Origin of the sequence: Streptomyces sp. WM6386 (assembly GCF_000972385.1) — a bacterium.
Taxonomy (GTDB): Bacteria; Actinomycetota; Actinomycetes; order Streptomycetales; family Streptomycetaceae; genus Streptomyces.
In genome coordinates this window covers 54,953-70,746 of sequence record NZ_JXTE01000018.1, presented here as the reverse complement: position 1 = coordinate 70,746, position 15,794 = coordinate 54,953, and the positions used below count along the sequence as shown (strand labels likewise).

Annotated in this window: 15 protein-coding genes and 1 pseudogene; 9 read left to right on the top strand and 7 right to left on the bottom strand. The window is 69.0% G+C overall.

What is annotated here, in order from left to right:
* Positions 1-123 precede the first annotated feature (123 nt).
* A complete protein-coding gene (locus TN53_RS13990) occupies positions 124-606 on the bottom strand; it encodes a CarD family transcriptional regulator (protein ID WP_003953493.1) in 483 nt (160 codons plus the stop codon).
* Between the two features lie 611 nt (positions 607-1,217).
* On the opposite strand from TN53_RS13990, the gene TN53_RS13985 reads away from it, so the two are divergent.
* The gene (locus tag TN53_RS13985; protein WP_046258773.1) at positions 1,218-1,880 is read left to right on the top strand and encodes a hypothetical protein; all 663 of its coding nucleotides are present in this window, start codon (positions 1,218-1,220) and stop codon (positions 1,878-1,880) included.
* 248 nt (positions 1,881-2,128) lie between these two features.
* Here the strand turns inward: TN53_RS13985 and TN53_RS13980 are convergent, their stop codons facing one another.
* Together TN53_RS13980 and TN53_RS13975 are read right to left on the bottom strand one after the other, a co-directional pair.
* The gene (locus TN53_RS13980; protein ID WP_046258772.1) at positions 2,129-2,809 is read right to left on the bottom strand and encodes a response regulator transcription factor; all 681 of its coding nucleotides are present in this window, start codon (positions 2,807-2,809) and stop codon (positions 2,129-2,131) included.
* Positions 2,806-4,104 (bottom strand): sensor histidine kinase, encoded by a 1,299-nt coding sequence (locus tag TN53_RS13975; RefSeq protein ID WP_046258771.1) that lies wholly within the window; start codon positions 4,102-4,104, stop codon positions 2,806-2,808. The genes TN53_RS13980 and TN53_RS13975 overlap by 4 nt, the downstream gene beginning before the upstream one ends.
* A 235-nt stretch (positions 4,105-4,339) precedes the next feature.
* On the opposite strand from TN53_RS13975, the gene phoU reads away from it, so the two are divergent.
* Both phoU and TN53_RS47820 read left to right on the top strand, forming a co-directional pair.
* On the top strand, positions 4,340-5,029 hold the full coding sequence (phoU, locus tag TN53_RS13970; protein WP_046258770.1) for a phosphate signaling complex protein PhoU: 690 nt from the start codon (positions 4,340-4,342) through the stop codon (positions 5,027-5,029).
* 207 nt (positions 5,030-5,236) lie between these two features.
* Positions 5,237-5,395 (top strand): hypothetical protein, encoded by a 159-nt coding sequence (locus TN53_RS47820; protein WP_199924569.1) that lies wholly within the window; start codon positions 5,237-5,239, stop codon positions 5,393-5,395.
* A 96-nt stretch (positions 5,396-5,491) separates the two neighbouring features.
* Here TN53_RS47820 and TN53_RS44060 read toward each other — a convergent pair whose 3' ends face one another.
* Positions 5,492-6,043 (bottom strand): hypothetical protein, encoded by a 552-nt coding sequence (locus TN53_RS44060; RefSeq protein WP_052745199.1) that lies wholly within the window; start codon positions 6,041-6,043, stop codon positions 5,492-5,494.
* Between the two features lie 464 nt (positions 6,044-6,507).
* Here TN53_RS44060 and TN53_RS13960 point away from each other — a divergent pair, with 464 nt between their 5' ends.
* Positions 6,508-6,951 carry a hypothetical protein gene (locus TN53_RS13960; RefSeq protein WP_159038127.1) on the top strand — a complete coding sequence of 148 codons (444 nt, stop codon included), beginning with the start codon at positions 6,508-6,510 and terminating at the stop codon, positions 6,949-6,951.
* Positions 6,952-7,375: 424 nt separating this feature from the next.
* On the opposite strand, the gene TN53_RS13955 is transcribed toward TN53_RS13960, so the two are convergent.
* On the bottom strand, positions 7,376-7,609 hold the full coding sequence (locus TN53_RS13955) for a YozE family protein (RefSeq protein ID WP_046258820.1): 234 nt from the start codon (positions 7,607-7,609) through the stop codon (positions 7,376-7,378).
* A 469-nt stretch (positions 7,610-8,078) separates the two neighbouring features.
* Between TN53_RS13955 and TN53_RS13950 the strand changes: the two are divergent.
* Positions 8,079-8,903: pseudogene (locus TN53_RS13950) on the top strand (tyrosine-type recombinase/integrase); the annotation flags it as partial.
* 78 nt (positions 8,904-8,981) lie between these two features.
* Here TN53_RS13950 and TN53_RS13945 read toward each other — a convergent pair.
* Positions 8,982-9,743, bottom strand: a complete 762-nt coding sequence (locus TN53_RS13945) for a phosphoglyceromutase (protein WP_046258768.1) — start codon at positions 9,741-9,743, stop codon at positions 8,982-8,984.
* 164 nt (positions 9,744-9,907) lie between these two features.
* Between TN53_RS13945 and TN53_RS13940 the strand changes: the two genes are divergently transcribed.
* Together TN53_RS13940 and fxsT are read left to right on the top strand one after the other, a co-directional pair.
* The gene (locus TN53_RS13940; protein WP_052745198.1) at positions 9,908-11,167 is read left to right on the top strand and encodes an MDR family MFS transporter; all 1,260 of its coding nucleotides are present in this window, start codon (positions 9,908-9,910) and stop codon (positions 11,165-11,167) included.
* A gap of 146 nt (positions 11,168-11,313) precedes the next feature.
* Positions 11,314-13,956 carry an FxSxx-COOH system tetratricopeptide repeat protein gene (gene fxsT, locus TN53_RS13935; RefSeq protein ID WP_046258766.1) on the top strand — a complete coding sequence of 881 codons (2,643 nt, stop codon included), beginning with the start codon at positions 11,314-11,316 and terminating at the stop codon, positions 13,954-13,956.
* Between the two features lie 9 nt (positions 13,957-13,965).
* Here the strand turns inward: fxsT and TN53_RS13930 are convergent, their stop codons facing one another.
* Positions 13,966-14,394, bottom strand: coding sequence for a DUF2000 domain-containing protein (locus tag TN53_RS13930; protein WP_095046483.1), 429 nt, complete (start codon positions 14,392-14,394; stop codon positions 13,966-13,968).
* 49 nt (positions 14,395-14,443) lie between these two features.
* Between TN53_RS13930 and TN53_RS13925 the strand changes: the two genes are divergently transcribed.
* Positions 14,444-15,259, top strand: coding sequence for a helix-turn-helix transcriptional regulator (locus TN53_RS13925; protein ID WP_046258765.1), 816 nt, complete (start codon positions 14,444-14,446; stop codon positions 15,257-15,259).
* A 23-nt stretch (positions 15,260-15,282) separates the two neighbouring features.
* Positions 15,283-15,783 carry a hypothetical protein gene (locus TN53_RS13920; RefSeq protein ID WP_199924568.1) on the top strand — a complete coding sequence of 167 codons (501 nt, stop codon included), beginning with the start codon at positions 15,283-15,285 and terminating at the stop codon, positions 15,781-15,783.
* Positions 15,784-15,794: the final 11 nt, after the last annotated feature.

The window sequence follows — 15,794 nt, the reverse complement described above, 5'->3', positions numbered from 1 at the left end:
ACATGCCGCAGCGCCCGGCGACAATGGTTACGTCATCGGGCACCGCGGCATTTCTTTGCAGCGTTTCTCTCATTCAGAGGACGCGGCAATGTGCTGAGCCGAACCTGGCGGCAGCGTGCGTCGTCAGGACGCGAGGACCTCGTCGAGCAGGGCCTCGGCCTTGTCCTCGTTCGTGTTCTCCGCGAGGGCGAGCTCGCTCACCAGGATCTGGCGGGCCTTGGCGAGCATGCGCTTCTCACCTGCGGAAAGTCCGCGCTCACGCTCACGACGCCACAGGTCACGCACGACTTCCGCGACCTTGATGACATCGCCGGAGGCGAGCTTCTCCAGATTTGCCTTGTAACGACGCGACCAGTTCGTGGGCTCCTCGGCGTACGGCGCGCGCAGCACCTCGAAGACCCGGTCCAGCCCGTCCTGACCGACCACATCACGCACGCCGACGAACTCCGCATTGTCCGCTGGCACACGTACCGTCAGGTCACCCTGGGCGACCTTCAGCACCAAGTAGGTCTTGTCCACGCCTTTGATCTGGCGAGTTTCGATAGCCTCGATCAGCGCGGCCCCGTGATGGGGATAGACCACGGTGTCGCCAACCTTGAACGTCATGTGACAGGTACCCCTTCCGTGGCTATCCAGGGTAACACGGAAACTGCGGGTTCTGAATGGCGTTTTCGCAGGTCAGGGCATATCTCGGGGCTTGACAACAACAACAGGAACGTGCTGCGGAGGCCGAGCGGAAGAAGGTATTCGCAGGTCGGAGCGGCTCTCCGGGGGAGGTGAAACGCGTACGTTACACACATCCGGAGGCCCTCCAGCGTAGACGAACGTCCCCATATGTCTGGTTCCAGGTGTGCGACTTCCGCTACTCCGTTCGGTGCCCGGAGTCGCTTCCGCGCCGTTTCCGGAATTGATCACTCACAATCGTGAGCACCCTCCGGATCAGCCCGTGATCAATTTCGTGGGCGATGGCGATTTCCTTCACGGAAGATTTGCGAGCGGGTGTGGAGGACTCTTATGTGAATGGCGGACGAGTGTGGGCTCAAAGTGACTCGTGAGTCACTTGTGGGGGGTGGTGACTAGCCCCTGCGGTGCGGAAGACGGCCCGTTGGGGAGGGTCGGGTGCGGTGACGCGGGAACGGCTCGGTAACCTAAGGCCGCTGACAGACACTTAGGGCGGCTTTATGCGCCCCCGTTCGAGTCAAGGAGTTGCCGCCGCCGTGAGCAGCAGCCTTCGACGCGGTGCCCTCGCGGCCGCCGCCATCGCGTTCTCGATCGCCTCGCTCTCCGCGTGTGCGGCCGGCAACAACGCCCAGACCCTGGAGATCAAGCCGGACAACGCGGCCACCTCCGTCGGTGACATCAAGATCCAGAACGTCGTCGTCATCACCCAGCCCGACCTGGAGTCGACAGGTCCGGCCGTGATCTCCGCGACCCTGTTCAACAGCGGCCCCACCGCCGAGACGCTGGACTCGGTCACCGTGGACGACGCCGGCAAGACCGCCGAGCTCGCCGCCGCCAAGGGGAAGGGCAAGCTGACCGTCCCGGCCGGCGGCTACCTCGTCCTCGGCGGCCAGGGCAACGCCTCCGCGGTCCTGCCCAGCAGCCGTGAGGCGGTCCAGGACGGCAACGCGCAGAAGATCACCTTCACCTTCAGCAAGACCGGTGCGGTGAGCCTGCGGGCCTTCGTGGTGCCGGCCAAGAGCTTCTTCGAGAAGTGGGGCCCCACCGAGATGCCCGAGGCGCCGGGCACGGGCGAGAGCACCTCGCCCTCCCCGACCGAGTCGGCCACCGGCACGGACTCGCCTTCGGCGACGGAGACCGCGACCGACGCGGCATCGGCATCCGCCACGGCGACCGAGAGCGCTGCCGCCGGGCACTGAGCAGTCGTACGACGGCTGTCTCGTCGTAGACGAAAGGGCGGGACCTCTCCGGAGGCCCCGCCCTTTCGTCGTCGTACGGCTTACGGCTTACGGCTCGAACTTGTAGCCCAGGCCCCTGACCGTCACCAGGTACCGCGGTGCGCCCGGGTCCGGTTCGAGCACCATCCTCGACGCACCCCTCGCACCGCTACGCGGGGCTTCGGAGTGCTGCGCCGGACTCCGTCCGTCGGCTCACCAGCCGGGTCGGTCTACGGCTCGAACTTGTAGCCGAGGCCCCTGACCGTCACCAGATACCTGGGCGCGCCCGGGTCCGGTTCGATCTTGGCGCGCAGGCGCTTGACGTGGACGTCGAGGGTCTTGGTGTCGCCGACGTAGTCGGCGCCCCAGACGCGGTCGATGAGCTGCATGCGGGTCAGGACGCGGCCCGCGTTGCGCAGGAGCATCTCCAGCAGGTCGAACTCCTTGAGGGGCAGGTCGATCTTGGAGCCGGAGACCGTGACCACGTGACGGTCCACGTCCATCCGGACCGGGCCGGCCTCCAGCGCGGCCGGGCTGACCTCCTCGGGCTCGCCGCGGCGGCGCAGGACGGCCCGGATACGGGCGACCAGTTCGCGGGACGAGAAGGGCTTGGTGACGTAGTCATCGGCTCCTATTTCCAGGCCGACGACCTTGTCGATCTCGCTGTCCTTGGCGGTGACCATGATGACGGGCACGTTGGAGCGGCCGCGCAGCTGACGGCAGACCTCGGTGCCCGGCAGGCCGGGCAGCATCAGGTCGAGGAGGACGAGGTCGGCGCCGTTGCGCTCGAACTCGTCGAGTCCGTCGGGCCCCGTGGTCGCGACCGCGACCTCGAAGCCCTCCTTGCGGAGCATGTACGACAGGGCGTCGGAGAAGGACTCCTCGTCCTCGACGACAAGCACTCGGGTCACGGAAGGACCTCCGGGGCGGGAAGCGGTTCGTACGGGGATGGGTCGGGTCCGTCCTCGTCATCGAGGTCGGCCGGGTGATGTGCGCGGTCGCGGGCAGCCCCCGCCTCCGGCAGCCGCAGGGTGAACGTGGAGCCTTGTCCCTCCGAGCTCCACACCGTGACCTCCCCGGCATGGGAGGCGGCCACGTGCTTGACGATCGCCAGGCCCAGGCCCGTGCCGCCGGTGGCACGGGAGCGGGCCGGGTCGACGCGGTAGAAGCGCTCGAAGATGCGCTCCTTGTCCTTGTCGGAGATGCCTATGCCCTGGTCGGTCACGGCGATCTCGATGAGGTCTCCGCCGGGCGCGGTCACCCGGCGGGCGGCTATGCCGACGCGGGTGCGGGCCGGGGAGTAGTTCACGGCGTTCTCGACGAGGTTGCCGAGGGCGGCGGCGAGCTGGCCGCGGTTGCCCCAGATCCTGAGGTCGGCGGTGCCGCCAGCCCGTCGCCCACCACCACCCTGATCGAGCCCTCCGGGCACCCCCACACTCGCAGCCATGGTGATCTGCTTGGCGCCGGCCTGGTGGCGGCAGCGGTCGATGGCCTCGGCGACGAGTTCGTCGATCCGGACGGGTTCGGCGTCCTCCAGGGGGTCGTCGTTCTGGACCCGGGAGAGGTCGATGAGCTCCTGGACCAGGTTGGTGAGCCGGGTCGCCTCTATCTGCATACGGCCGGCGAAGCGCGTCACCGCCTCGGGGTCGTCGGAGGCGTCCATGACGGCCTCGGACAGCAGGGAGAGGGCGCCGACCGGGGTCTTGAGCTCGTGGCTGACGTTCGCGACGAAGTCACGGCGTACCGCCTCGATGCGGCGGGCCTCGGTGAGGTCCTCGACCAGGAGGAGGACCAGCCGCGAGCCGAGGGGGGCGACACGGGCGGAGACCGCGAGGGCCTCGCCGCGTCCGGTTCCCCTTCTCGGCAGATCCAGTTCGACCTGTCGTATCTCTCCGTCTCTCCTGGTGTCGCGGGCCATCTGCAGCATGGGCTCGACGGCGAGTTTGCCGCCGCGGACCAGGCCGAGGGCGTAGGCGGCCGAGCTGGCCTTGACGACCCCGTCGGCCTCGTCGAGGACGACGGCGGAGGAGCGGAGGACGGACAGGACGGTGTCCACGCCCGGCGGGAGCACCGGGTCGGTGTGCAGCGAGGTACGGGTGGGTCGCTTCTGTTCCCGCTCGCTGAAGCGGAACGCCAGCATGGCGATCACGCCGGTAAGTGCTCCGGCGATCGCTGCCACTGCGGCGACCGCCGCGTTCACGTCCATGCATCCAGGTTAGGCACGGGATCGCTCCTGGCCACAGCCTTCGAGGTGCGAGCTCGAACACTCGTCGCCCAGAGTTCACCTTGGAGCCAGTGTTGGTTCATTTGGGGTGACGGAAATCGACGCGTACAGGGCCGAACGTGGGAGCGTGGGGTTCACAGCGCCGGTCGTCGGATGTTTCCGGTGGCTGGTTCTGGCCCCCGGAACCCCCGAGGCAGACGTAAGAGAGGGATCCCTGATGCGGGACGCGTACCACGAGGAACTTGACTCGATCGGCGACGGTCTGGTGGAGATGGCCCGGCTGGTGGGGTCGGCGATCGGGCGCGCCACGACGTCCATTCTCGACTCCGACCTGAAGCTGGCCGAGAGTGTCATCGAGGCCGACCAGAAGGTGGACGACCTCCAGCACGAGCTGGAGGCGCGGGCCATAGCCCTGCTGGCCAGGCAGCAGCCGGTGGCCACGGACCTCCGTATCGTCGTCACCTCCCTGCGGATGTCGGCGGACCTGGAGCGCTCGGGCGACCTCGCCCAGCACGTGGCGAAGCTCGCCCGGCTGCGCTTCCCGGAGCGTGCCATCCCGCACGACCTGCACGCCACGATCCTGGAGATGGGCCAGCTCGCCCAGCGTCTGATGGCGAAGGCGGCGGAGGTCATCATCACCAAGGACGTCGACCTGGCGCTCCAGCTGGAGCAGGACGACGACGAGATGGACCTCCTGCACCGCACCCTCTTCCAGCACCTGCTGGACGACCGCTGGAAGCACGGCATCGAGACGGCGGTGGATGTCACCCTGCTGGGCCGCTACTACGAGCGGTTCGCCGACCACGCGGTGTCGGTGGCCAAGCGAGTGGTGTTCCTGGTGACGGGTGAGCACGCGGACGATCTGCAGGCGGACATCCAGCCGGCGACGGGGGTGGAGGGGGCCTGAGCTTTAGGCCTCTCGGGGGTGTGCGGGGGCCTGGCTCCTGGTCGAACCGGGGCTGCGGCGGCCTGACTCCTGGTCCAACCGGGGTGTGCGCGGCCTGTTCGGGGCGCGCGCAAGCCTCAGTGCGCCGTTGATGCGACCTCGTGGGCGGGCATGCAATGGGGACAGGGTCTGTGCCGAGAGTCAGACCCTTGCCTCGAGGAGGGACCCATGACCGAATCCCCCAGCACCCCCACGCCCGACCCCACGCAGGAACGCCCGACCGAGCAGCCCGCCGAGATCAGGAACCTGATGCTGATAGGCGCGTGCGGCTGCGGCTCGGGCTGCGGGTGCGGGTGCCAGTCGGGCAATCCGTGCCAGTGCGGCTGACGTCGCGCTTCTTGTCGTACGACGGTGAGGGCCCCGGTGATCGCGCCGGGGCCCTTCGCGTGGGCGGGCAGGGGGGTGCGGGCTCGGGTGTGCGGGTCAGGTGCCCGGGGTTCGGGTGACCGTGAGGAGGACCTCGGTGGTGGGCCGGAGGGTGCTGATGTCGCCGGGGTTCGTCTGCAGGGCGATGTCGACGGTCTCCGGATCTCCGCCGAAGTCGGCGCGTTGCTGCTCGACGAGGACGGCGGGCGCGTGGATCGGGGGGACGCCGCCGCACAGGCCCAGGTAGGCGGGAGGTGTGCCGACGTCGCCGGTGAGGAAACGGCCGTCGGCGAGGTGGGTGAACCCGCTCGTCACGATCTTGTTCTGTTCGAGGTAGGCACGCATCGCCTTCGCGGTGCTGCGGAAGGCGACGGCCAGCTCGACGTCCCCGGATCCGACGGTGGGGTGGGTGACGTAGTGGATGTCCCGCGCACCGGTCGGCATCGGCAGGCCCACGACGTCGAGCTCCACCTCCAACGGCACATCGCTGCCCTCGCAGGCCCGCGCGTCCGCGAACGGATACCCCTTGTCCGCGGCCACGAGCCACCCGCCCACCGTCAGTGCCACCGCGGCGAACCCGCCGCCGACCGCCCACCACATGCGTCGCATGGGGCGCACGGTAGTGGGCGGGGTGGGTGTGCGGTCAGGGAATTGTCCGGGGGTTGACGGACTCCTTGCCTGCGCCCGGCGGGGCGAAGGTGAGACGGGTGCGGGTGTGAAGCGGAACCCGGGCCCTGCACGCGGGGTCCGCATCGCGGGTCACTGCAGGGCCCCGGCCCAGAGACAAGCCCCCTGCCTGCGGGAAGGCCGCGGGCAGGGGGCTTGATTCGTACGGCCTACTTCTTCTTGCCCTGGTTTCGACCGCCCGGTTTTTGGGGCTGGTCAGCGGGGTGCACACCTCAACTGACCTGCGGTCGGGCGGTCGTTGGTGGTCGTTGTCGGTCGTTGTTGGTTGACCTCGGAGGTTCCAGACAGGTCCCAGCTCCGGAGCCCCTCCGGCCAACGCGATGGCAGTAATCAACCCCCTCCCGAGCCTGTGGACCGCTCCCTCACTGTCTGGGATCGTGTGGCGGGTGACCGAGGGGGAGCGCGAGACGCTGGCTATCGCACTTGACCATGCATGGCGTTGGTACGAGAACCGACGGAGCCGAGCATTGACCCTGCTTCAGACGCTCGTGCTGTTCCTGGCGATTGTGGGAGCGGCGTACGGTGCCGCGATCCAGGCGAAGCTGTACGGCTTGGCTGGCTTCCTATGCTTGCTGACGGCGCCGATCTTGATTGCAGTTGAGCAGGAAGGCACACGGCTGCACCGGTCGGCCGCGCTCGCTTCCGACGCCATCGCCGAACTACAGGACCGTCTTGCCAACGCGCTAGCAACGGAGGCGCTCCGGCTACATCAACGCGAGGTTGCGAACCGGGCGACCCTGCCGCGCCCCGACATCACCAAATGGCTGATGTACCTGAGTGCTGGGGGCGCTCTCGCAGGCTCCGTCTACACCTGGGTCTTCCTGCCTTAGACCCTGATAGAGGGCCATCCGCGGAACTCCTCGAATCCGCGACTGACGCGGCTCCCTGCGCCCGCACTGCGGACCCCTACCGGGCTGGCCCGCCTGCACAAGCAAGAGGAGCACCCGCGCCAGGCGTGCTCCTCTTGCTTGTGCGGAGCGGCGGGCCGTCCGAGCCTCACCGTGAGTCCTTAGACCCGCTAACGTTAGCGGCACTGATAGCGGGCACCCCTTACACCTGAGCCGCTTTCGATAGCGGCAGGGGTCGCTAACGATAGCGACCCTGATAGCGACCAAAACCGCACGTGGCCAGGGCGTTAGCGGATAGCGGCCGATCCTCGCAGACCCCAGAAACGGCCCGATACGGGCTCCCGAGGGGCGGCTCGTGCTGCTATCGTCCGAGGCGCCCGCCAGGGGGCATCAGGCTTCCCGAAGCTCAGGCATCGCTCTGGGCCGCCCTGTACGCCTCGTACTGAGTCCAGGCACGTTCGAGCGTCTCGATAGCCGCATCGATGGCGCCGCACTCTTCAAGGTAGTCAAGTTGGCCCTGCCGTCCCTTGCCTGAGGGCCAGTCTGGATCAGCGGAGACGTCCCGAGCGAGATCCCCGATGGCGTTGTGCTGGTCGGCATGGGTCTTCAACCACGCTGTAAAGCTCTTCGGCTTGGGCATGTCGGCATCCTTCCGCCGCCGCATCGGAACAAACCCAATGAGGAGCGGCCTACGGCCGCGCATCCCTTGGCGCTCGCTCCGCTCGCGCGTCGGCTACCGGCGGGGCTGGGCACCAGCTCGGACTGCGGCGCCGCTCGCGAGAAGAGGCCACCCTCCCCCGGCGGGGCGGGGTGGTCTCTTCTCGCGAGCGGCGCCTTCCAGGGGCAGGCGGCAGACGTGAGCGCGCGTCACCGGGCCTCTCCCCGCTCTGGAAGTCGTCCCGAGGCTCTTCAGCGGGGGGATGGCCGTGCGTACCGCGCACCTGCCCCCTCTGAAAAGCCATCCCGCCAGTCACTCCCCGATGACGTTTGCAATGAGCTGAGTCCCGACTCATCCCGTCTCAGCACCTTCCCGTTGGCCGTGAGTCGCGTTGAGACGGGACTCACGCCATTGCGGCCCTCAGCGACGACCGCACGATCGGTACGGGCCCGAAGAGACCGGCATGTCCGGCTCGTACGCCCGCGTCATCTTCTCCAACGTCCGCGCCGTGCTCTCCGCCGCCGTGGAGGACGGATGCCTACGCCGGAACCCCTGCCACTCGCGCACGGTGACCCCGCCGGCCATGGGCACCCGCCGCGTCGTCCCCTGGGAGCCTGAGCACGTCTTCGCCGTACGCGCCGCCATGGTCGAGCGCTTCCGGCCCATGGTCGACGTCGGTGCGGGGTGCGGCCTACGGCAAGGCGAGATCCTCGGGCTGTCCGTCGATGACATCGACTTCGACAGCTGCACCGTGCACGTGGTGCAGCAACTCAAGCTGAGCCTGAGCAAGGCCGTGTTCTCTCCGCCGAAGGGCGGCAAGCTCCGTGACGTACCGCTTCCCGATCCCGTCGCAGAGGCACTACAGGAGCACATCAAGCGCTTCCCGCCAGTAGAGATCACTCTGCCGTGGATGCGGGCCAACGGGCAGCCCGTGACGAAGCGGCTCATCTTCACGGGCCCGAACGGCGGGCACGTCTGGCGCACGTCGCTGAACGAGGACCACTGGAAGCCCTCTCTCGCGAAGGCAGGCGTCATCCCGAAGGCCAAGAGCCGCGAGCACGCCGCCGCCCGCGAGCACGGCATGCACGCGCTCCGGCACTTCTACGCCTCCGTGCTCCTGGACGCCGGAGAGAGCATCAAGGCTCTTGCCGAGTACCTCGGGCACTCCGATCCGGGGCTGACGCTGAAGGTGTACGCGCACCTCATGCCGAGCAGTCGGGACCGGGCCCGTAAGGCCCTCGGCAGGGCACTCAGGCCACAAGATCACGAGGGCTGAGGTTCCAGAGAGGTTCCAGAGCACGAAAATGCCTCCCACCCGCGCCGTATGCGCAGGTGGGAGGCATGATCACTAACTCTACTTCTTCTTGCCCTGGTTCTTGACCGCCTCGATGGCCGCCGCGGCCGCGTCGGGGTCGAGGTAGGTGCCGCCCGGGTTGAGGGGCTTGAAGGCGGCGTCGAGTTCGTAGGACAGCGGGATGCCCGTGGGGATGTTCAGGCCCGCGATGTCGGCGTCGGAGATGCCGTCGAGGTGCTTGACGAGGGCGCGGAGGGAGTTGCCGTGGGCCGCGACCAGGACCGTGCGGCCCGCGAGGAGGTCGGGGACGATGCCGTCGTACCAGTACGGGAGCATGCGCGTCACGACGTCCTTGAGGCACTCCGTCCTCGGGCGGAGCTCCGGGGGGATCGTCGCGTAGCGCGGGTCGTCCGACTGGGAGTACTCCGTGCCGTCCTCGAGCGCGGGCGGCGGAGTGTCGTAGGAGCGGCGCCAGAGCATGAACTGCTCCTCACCGAACTCCGCGAGGGTCTGCGCCTTGTCCTTGCCCTGGAGGGCGCCGTAGTGACGCTCGTTCAGGCGCCACGAGCGGTGGACCGGGATCCAGTGGCGGTCCGCGGACTCCAGCGCGAGCTGTGCCGTACGGATGGCGCGCTTCTGGAGGGACGTGTGGACCACGTCGGGGAGGAGATCGGCGTCCTTCAGGAGCTCGCCACCGCGGACTGCCTCCTTCTCGCCCTTCTCGTTCAGGTTCACGTCCACCCAGCCGGTGAACAGGTTCTTCGCGTTCCACTCGCTCTCGCCGTGGCGGAGGAGGATCAGCTTGTACGGTGCGTCGGCCATGCGTATGAGCGTAATCCACCGACTCGATCGCTTGTGCCTCCGCTCGGCAGGCGGACGGCAGGCGAACGGTTGACGGGATCTGTTAATTGAGTGGTCCTCCCGAGCACGCCGATTGTAAGTTGCCGTTGCCACTAGGGACACTTACATCATCCGGGGGACCCGCCATGTCACCAGCCACCTTGAGACGTGCCCTGAGGGAATCCGTCTCCGGGCTCCCCCGCGAGTTCTGGTGGCTGTGGACCAGCACCCTCGTCAACCGGCTCGGTGCCTTCGTCGCCACCTTCATGGCGCTCTACCTCACGCTCGACCGCGGGTACTCCGCCGCCTTCGCCGGTCTCGTCGCCTCCCTGCACGGGCTGGGCGGTGTCGTCTCGTCCGTCGGCGCCGGTGTCATGACCGACCGGCTGGGGCGGCGGCCCACGCTGCTCATCGCCCAGACCTCCACCGCCGCCTCCGTCGCACTGCTCGGCTTCATGCACCACCCGGTCGCCATCGCCGCCGTCGCCTTCCTCGTCGGTATGACGAGCAACGCGTCACGGCCCGCCGTGCAGGCGATGATGGCCGACATCGTGCGGCCCGAGGACCGGGTGCGCGCCTTCTCGCTCAACTACTGGGCGATCAACCTCGGTTTCGCCATCTCCTCCATGGCCGCCGGGTTCATCGCCGAGTTCAGCTACCTCGCCGGCTTCCTCCTCGAGGCCGGCATGACGGCCGCCTGCGCGATTGTGGTCTTCCTGAAGCTGCCCGAGTCACGGCCCGAACGCACCCCCACCGAGAAGGCGGCGGACAACGAGGTCGGGCTCGGCACCGTGCTCCGCGACAGGCGCTACATGGGTGTCGTCGCCCTGTCCTTCCTCATCGCCCTCGTCTTCCAGCAGGGCGCGGTCGGACTGCCGGTGGCGATGGGCGAGGCCGGGTTCACACCCGCCGACTACGGCATGGCGATCGCCGTCAACGGCATCCTCATCGTCGCGCTGCAGATCCCGGTCACCCGGTACATCCAGCACCGCGATCCGCGCCGGCTGCTCGTCATCTCGTCCCTGCTCGCCGGATACGGCTTCGGGCTCACCGCCTTCGCCGGCTCCATCGGCGTCTTCGCCCTCACCGTCTGCGTCTGGACCCTCGCCGAGATCGTCAACGCCCCCACCCAGACCAGCCTGGTCGTCCGTCTCTCCCCCGTGCACGGCCGCGGCCGCTACCAGGGCATGTACACCCTGTCCTGGGCCGTCGCCTCGCTCGTCGCCCCGCTGATGTCCGGCCTGATCATCGACCACTACGGCGCGGAGTGGCTGTGGGGGCTGTGCGCGGTCGTCGGCACGCTGGCCGCGGTGGGCTACAGCGTGCTGATGCGGCGGCTGCCCGCCGAGAATCCCCTGCCTGCCGAGCCGCCCCTCGCTGCCAAGCCCGAAGTCAGCGCGGCCTGATCCCGGCCACCGCCCGGCCCCGCCACCGGTCCTGACCTGGCATCCCCCGTCCGTCGACTTTTCCCTACGCCGGGCGGAGACGCGTTTGACGGCGGTATACAGGAAGTCGCGGGGGGCCGCCGGGGCCGCTGGGGTGGGAGACGGGCATGTCCGACAGTTCCGAGCCGATCTTCATCAGCTACGCCGGTCCGGACAGCGCCTGGGCGGAATGGGTGGCCTGGCACCTCCAGGAGAACGGCTACCAGGTGGTGCTGGACCGCTGGCACTGGCGTACCGGCGACGACTTCGTGACGAAGATGAGCAGGGCGCTCGACCAGGCCTGCGCCGTCGTCGCCGTCTTCTCCCCGCGCTACTTCGAGGCGGGGCGGTACACCGAGGAGGAGTGGACCTCCGCGATCGCCCGGCGGGGCCGCTACGTCCCGCTGGTCGTCGAGCCCCTGGAGGACGGCCAGTTGCCGGCGATCCTCGCGCCCCGGCTCCGCAAGGACCTGCACGGACTGAGCGAGCCGGATGCCCTCAAGGCCCTCCTCGACGCCGTACGGGGGCCGGCGCGGCCCACTCGACCGCCGGCCTTCCCCGGCGCCGCCGCACCGTCCGCGCCGCCCGCCCCGCACGGCCCCCAGCCGCCGTTCCCGTCCCGCACCGGCGGCGGCCCCGCGGTGTGGGACGTACGCGACCGGCGGCGCAACCCGCACTTCACCGGACGTGAAGCCGTCATCGACGAGGTCCGCGCCAAACTGCTCGCCGAGCGCCAGGCCGCGGTGCAGGCCTTGCGTGGCACGGGCGGAATCGGCAAGACGCTGGTGGCACTGGAGTACGCCTACCGGTACGCCGACGAGTACGACCTCGTCTGGTGGGTCGACGCCGAACAGAGCGAGCAGGTCGTGGCCCGCTACGCCGAACTCGCCGCACGCGTGGACGTGGCCAAGCCGGAGGCGGGCGTCGAGTTCAACGCCCGGTACGCCATGGAGTATCTGCGCACCCGGGACCGCTGGCTGATCATCCTGGACAACGCGGAGGATCCGGATCAGCTGCGGAGTTGGCTGCCGGAGGGCGGCGGGCATGTGCTGATCACCGCCCGCAATCCGGCGTGGAGCGGGATCGTGCCGGGGCTGCCGCTGGGGGTATTCAGCCGGGGGGAGTCGGTGGCGTACCTCAGGGGTCAGCTGCTGGCCCTGACCGACGATCAGGCGGACGCGCTGGCCGAGGCCCTGGGCGACCTGCCGCTCGCGCTGGCGCAGGCGGCGGGGGTGATGCGGGGTGGGATTCCGGCGGACCGGTATCTGGGGCTGCTCAGGACGAACACCGCGCAGCTGCTGGGGCGCAGCAATGTGCCCGACTATCCGGTGTCACTGGCCGCCACCGTCACGATCGCCGCGGAACGCCTGGAGGCGGACCATCCGGGGGCGGTCGCGGTGCTTCGCCTCGCTGCGTTTCTGGGGCCCGAACCGATTCCCACGTCGTGGCTGGTCACGGCGCGTGGGTCGCTGGCGAGTGTGCCGGAGGACGCGGAGGACATCTTCTGGCCGGAAAGCGCCCTGGAACCTCTTGGGCGGTACGGGCTGGCCGTCGTGGGGTCGGATGTGTTTCAGGTGCATCGGCTTACGCAGGCGGTGGTACGGGAGACTACCTACGGCGAGGTCGTGGACGCCGTTCAGGATGATCTGGCAGCCCTGCTGACCGCCGCCGATCCTGGTACGCCCGAGCGGCCCGGGACTTGGCCGCGCTGGGCGTCCCTCACCCCACATCTGACGGCGGTACTGCCCGCCGTAGTCGCTCGCGCCGAGCTACGCCCCACGTTGTTGAGCACTGCCCGCTACCTCGTACGCAGCGCCCAGCCCCACGCGGCCCGCAACCTCGCCGGGACGCTGCACAAGACGTGGTCCGTCTCGCTGGGAAAGGACGACCCCGACACCCTGCGTGCCGCCCACATGGTGACCTGGGTTCTGGACGCCCTGGGAGCGTATGCGGAGGCCCTGCCCCTCGTCGAAGACATCCTGGAGCGACGCCGGCGGGTGCTGGGCGGGGATGCCGGCGACACACTCAGCTCGGCTTACGATCTCGCCGTCACCCTGGGCAGCCTGGGCCGGCACGAGGAGTCGTACGTCCTTCACCAAGCTCTCTACGAACGACGTCGAGCCACCCTGAGCCAGGACCATCCCGACATGCTCCGTGCCGCCTACGGCCGGGCCGCCGCGCTGAATGACATCGGTGAGCGGGAGAAAGCGCGCACCGCCCTCGCCGAGGTCCTGGAGCTACAGCGGCACTCGCTCGGCGAAGACCACCCCGACACCCTCGATACCGCCCAGCACCTCGCAACCACGCTTCGGTTGCTCCACCGATTGCCTGAAGCCCACCGCGCCGTCTCTGAGGTTCTGGAGCGGCGACGGGTCGTGCTCGGGGAGGACCATCCGAGTACTCTCCGCAGCGGCCACGGCCTCGGCACCACGCTGTACGGCCTCGGCCGGCACGACGAGGCAAATAGCACGCTGACCGCCACGCTGGAACGGCAGCAGCGCACACTGGGCGACGACCATCCCGACGCCCTCAATACGGCCGACAGCCTCGGCGGTGTGCTCGCCCACCTGGGGCGGTACGTCGAGGCCCAGCAGCTCCTGAGAGACACGAGGACGCAAGTGCAGAAAACCCTGGGCCGCGACCACTGGCTCTACGCGGCCGTCACACGCAACCTGGCAGAGACCCTCGAAGCCCAGGGCCGGAAATTCGAAGCACAGAAACTCAGGGCGTCCCTCCAGCGCAAACCCACCCCGAAGAAGCGCACCCCCTGACCCGCCCCCTCAAGGATGCATCCGCGCCCCCTTCACCACCTTGTCCACCCCGTTCCGCGCCCCATAGACCGCAATCCCCACCACATCCAGCTCCCCCGTCCCCACGGCCCGCACCGCCGCCCGGTTGTCCCGGTCGTTCCCCGTCGAGAACAGATCGCCCGTGAACACCGCGCACGGCAACCCCCGGGACAGCGCACGCGCATGCGCCGCCGTCAACGTCTCCTTCGTCCCCTCGAAAACCATCACCGGCTGCCGGAACATCGGCAGATAGACCACCCCGTCGGCGTCCTCGTACGGCTCCCCGACCACCTCGGGAACCACCGTGCCAAGGCCGCTGACAAGGAACGCGGTGACGTTCAGCCGCTGCCACGGCTCCAGGTCCTCCCGCAGCAGGACGGCGATCTTGGTGTCGAACCGGATGGGTGCTTCGTCGCTCATGCACTGAGACTGTCGAACGTCGTACGACACCGTCTTGTACGTTCTTTGCATGGCCACCCGGCAGACCGTCTCCGCGTGGCGCCCCGCCGTCCCGGGCGTCGTGGAGGTCTTCCACGCGCACTTCACCGGGTACGAATACCCGATGCACGTCCATGACGCGTGGACGCTGCTGATCGTGGACGACGGGGCCGTACGGTACGACCTCGACCGGCACGAGCACGGCACCCCGCACGACACGGTGTCCCTGCTGCCGCCGCACGTCCCGCACAACGGCTCCCCCGTCACGCCGGACGGTTTCCGCAAGCGGGTCGTCTATCTCGACACCTCGCTGCTGGGCGAGGATCTCGTCGGGTCCGCCGTCGACACCCCCGATCTGCGGGACCCCCTGCTGCGGCAGCGCGTCGGGCAGTTGCACCACGCCCTGGACCATCCCGGCGACGAGCTGGAGGCCGCGAGCAGGCTGACGTTCATCGGGGAACGGCTCACCGCTCAGCTGCGGCCGCGTCTGGTCACCGACGTCCCGCGCGCCGACCCCGCCCTCGCCCGCCGGCTGCGCGAGCTCCTCGACGAGCGGGTGGTCGAGGGGATCGCCCTCGACGAGGCCGCCGCGCTGGTGCACGCGCATCCCGCCCATCTGGTGCGGGCGTTCAGCGCCGCCTACGGCATAGCCCCGCACCAGTACCTCAACTCCCGCCGCGTCGACCGCGCCCGGCGTCTGCTGCTCGACGGGGTGCGGCCGAGTGAGGTGGCCGGCTCCACCGGCTTCTTCGACCAGTCCCATCTCACCCGGCACTTCAGGAAGTTGGTGGGGGTCACGCCCGGGCGGTACACGAACTCCCTTCGACGGAAGACGCCCGTCCGGTGATCAATGCCGCCTAGCGTCGGCCCATGGCCAACAACTCACAAGACACACAAGGCACTTCACAGCCCGGCCGCACCTTGAGAGCCAGACGTCTCTCGACCGCCGTCGTCGGCGCGGCCGCCCTGGTCGCCCTCAGCGTCGGCGCCGCCCTCGCGGCGACCTCGGACGACGAACCCACCGCCGAACCCTCCGTGGAGATCAGTGTCCCGGCGGAAGGGGGCACAGGCGGCTCCGGCTCCGACGGCGGCAGCGACCCGAGCCCGACGTTCACGGAACCCGACGACCCCACCCCGGAACCCACCGACGAACCCACCGGCGAGCCGTCCACGCCCAGTGAGCTGGACGAGCTCAACCGACGTATCGCGGAGCTCGACAAGAAGGTCGACGAGTTGCCGACCAAGAAGGAACTGGCGGACGCCCTGCGCGCGTTCGCCGACGAGCTCGACAAGGCCGACCCCTCCGGCGAAAACCCCGATCCCACCAGCGAGCCTCAGCCGGACTCGTCCCTGCCGCCCGGCAACTCCTGACGCGCCGGCCC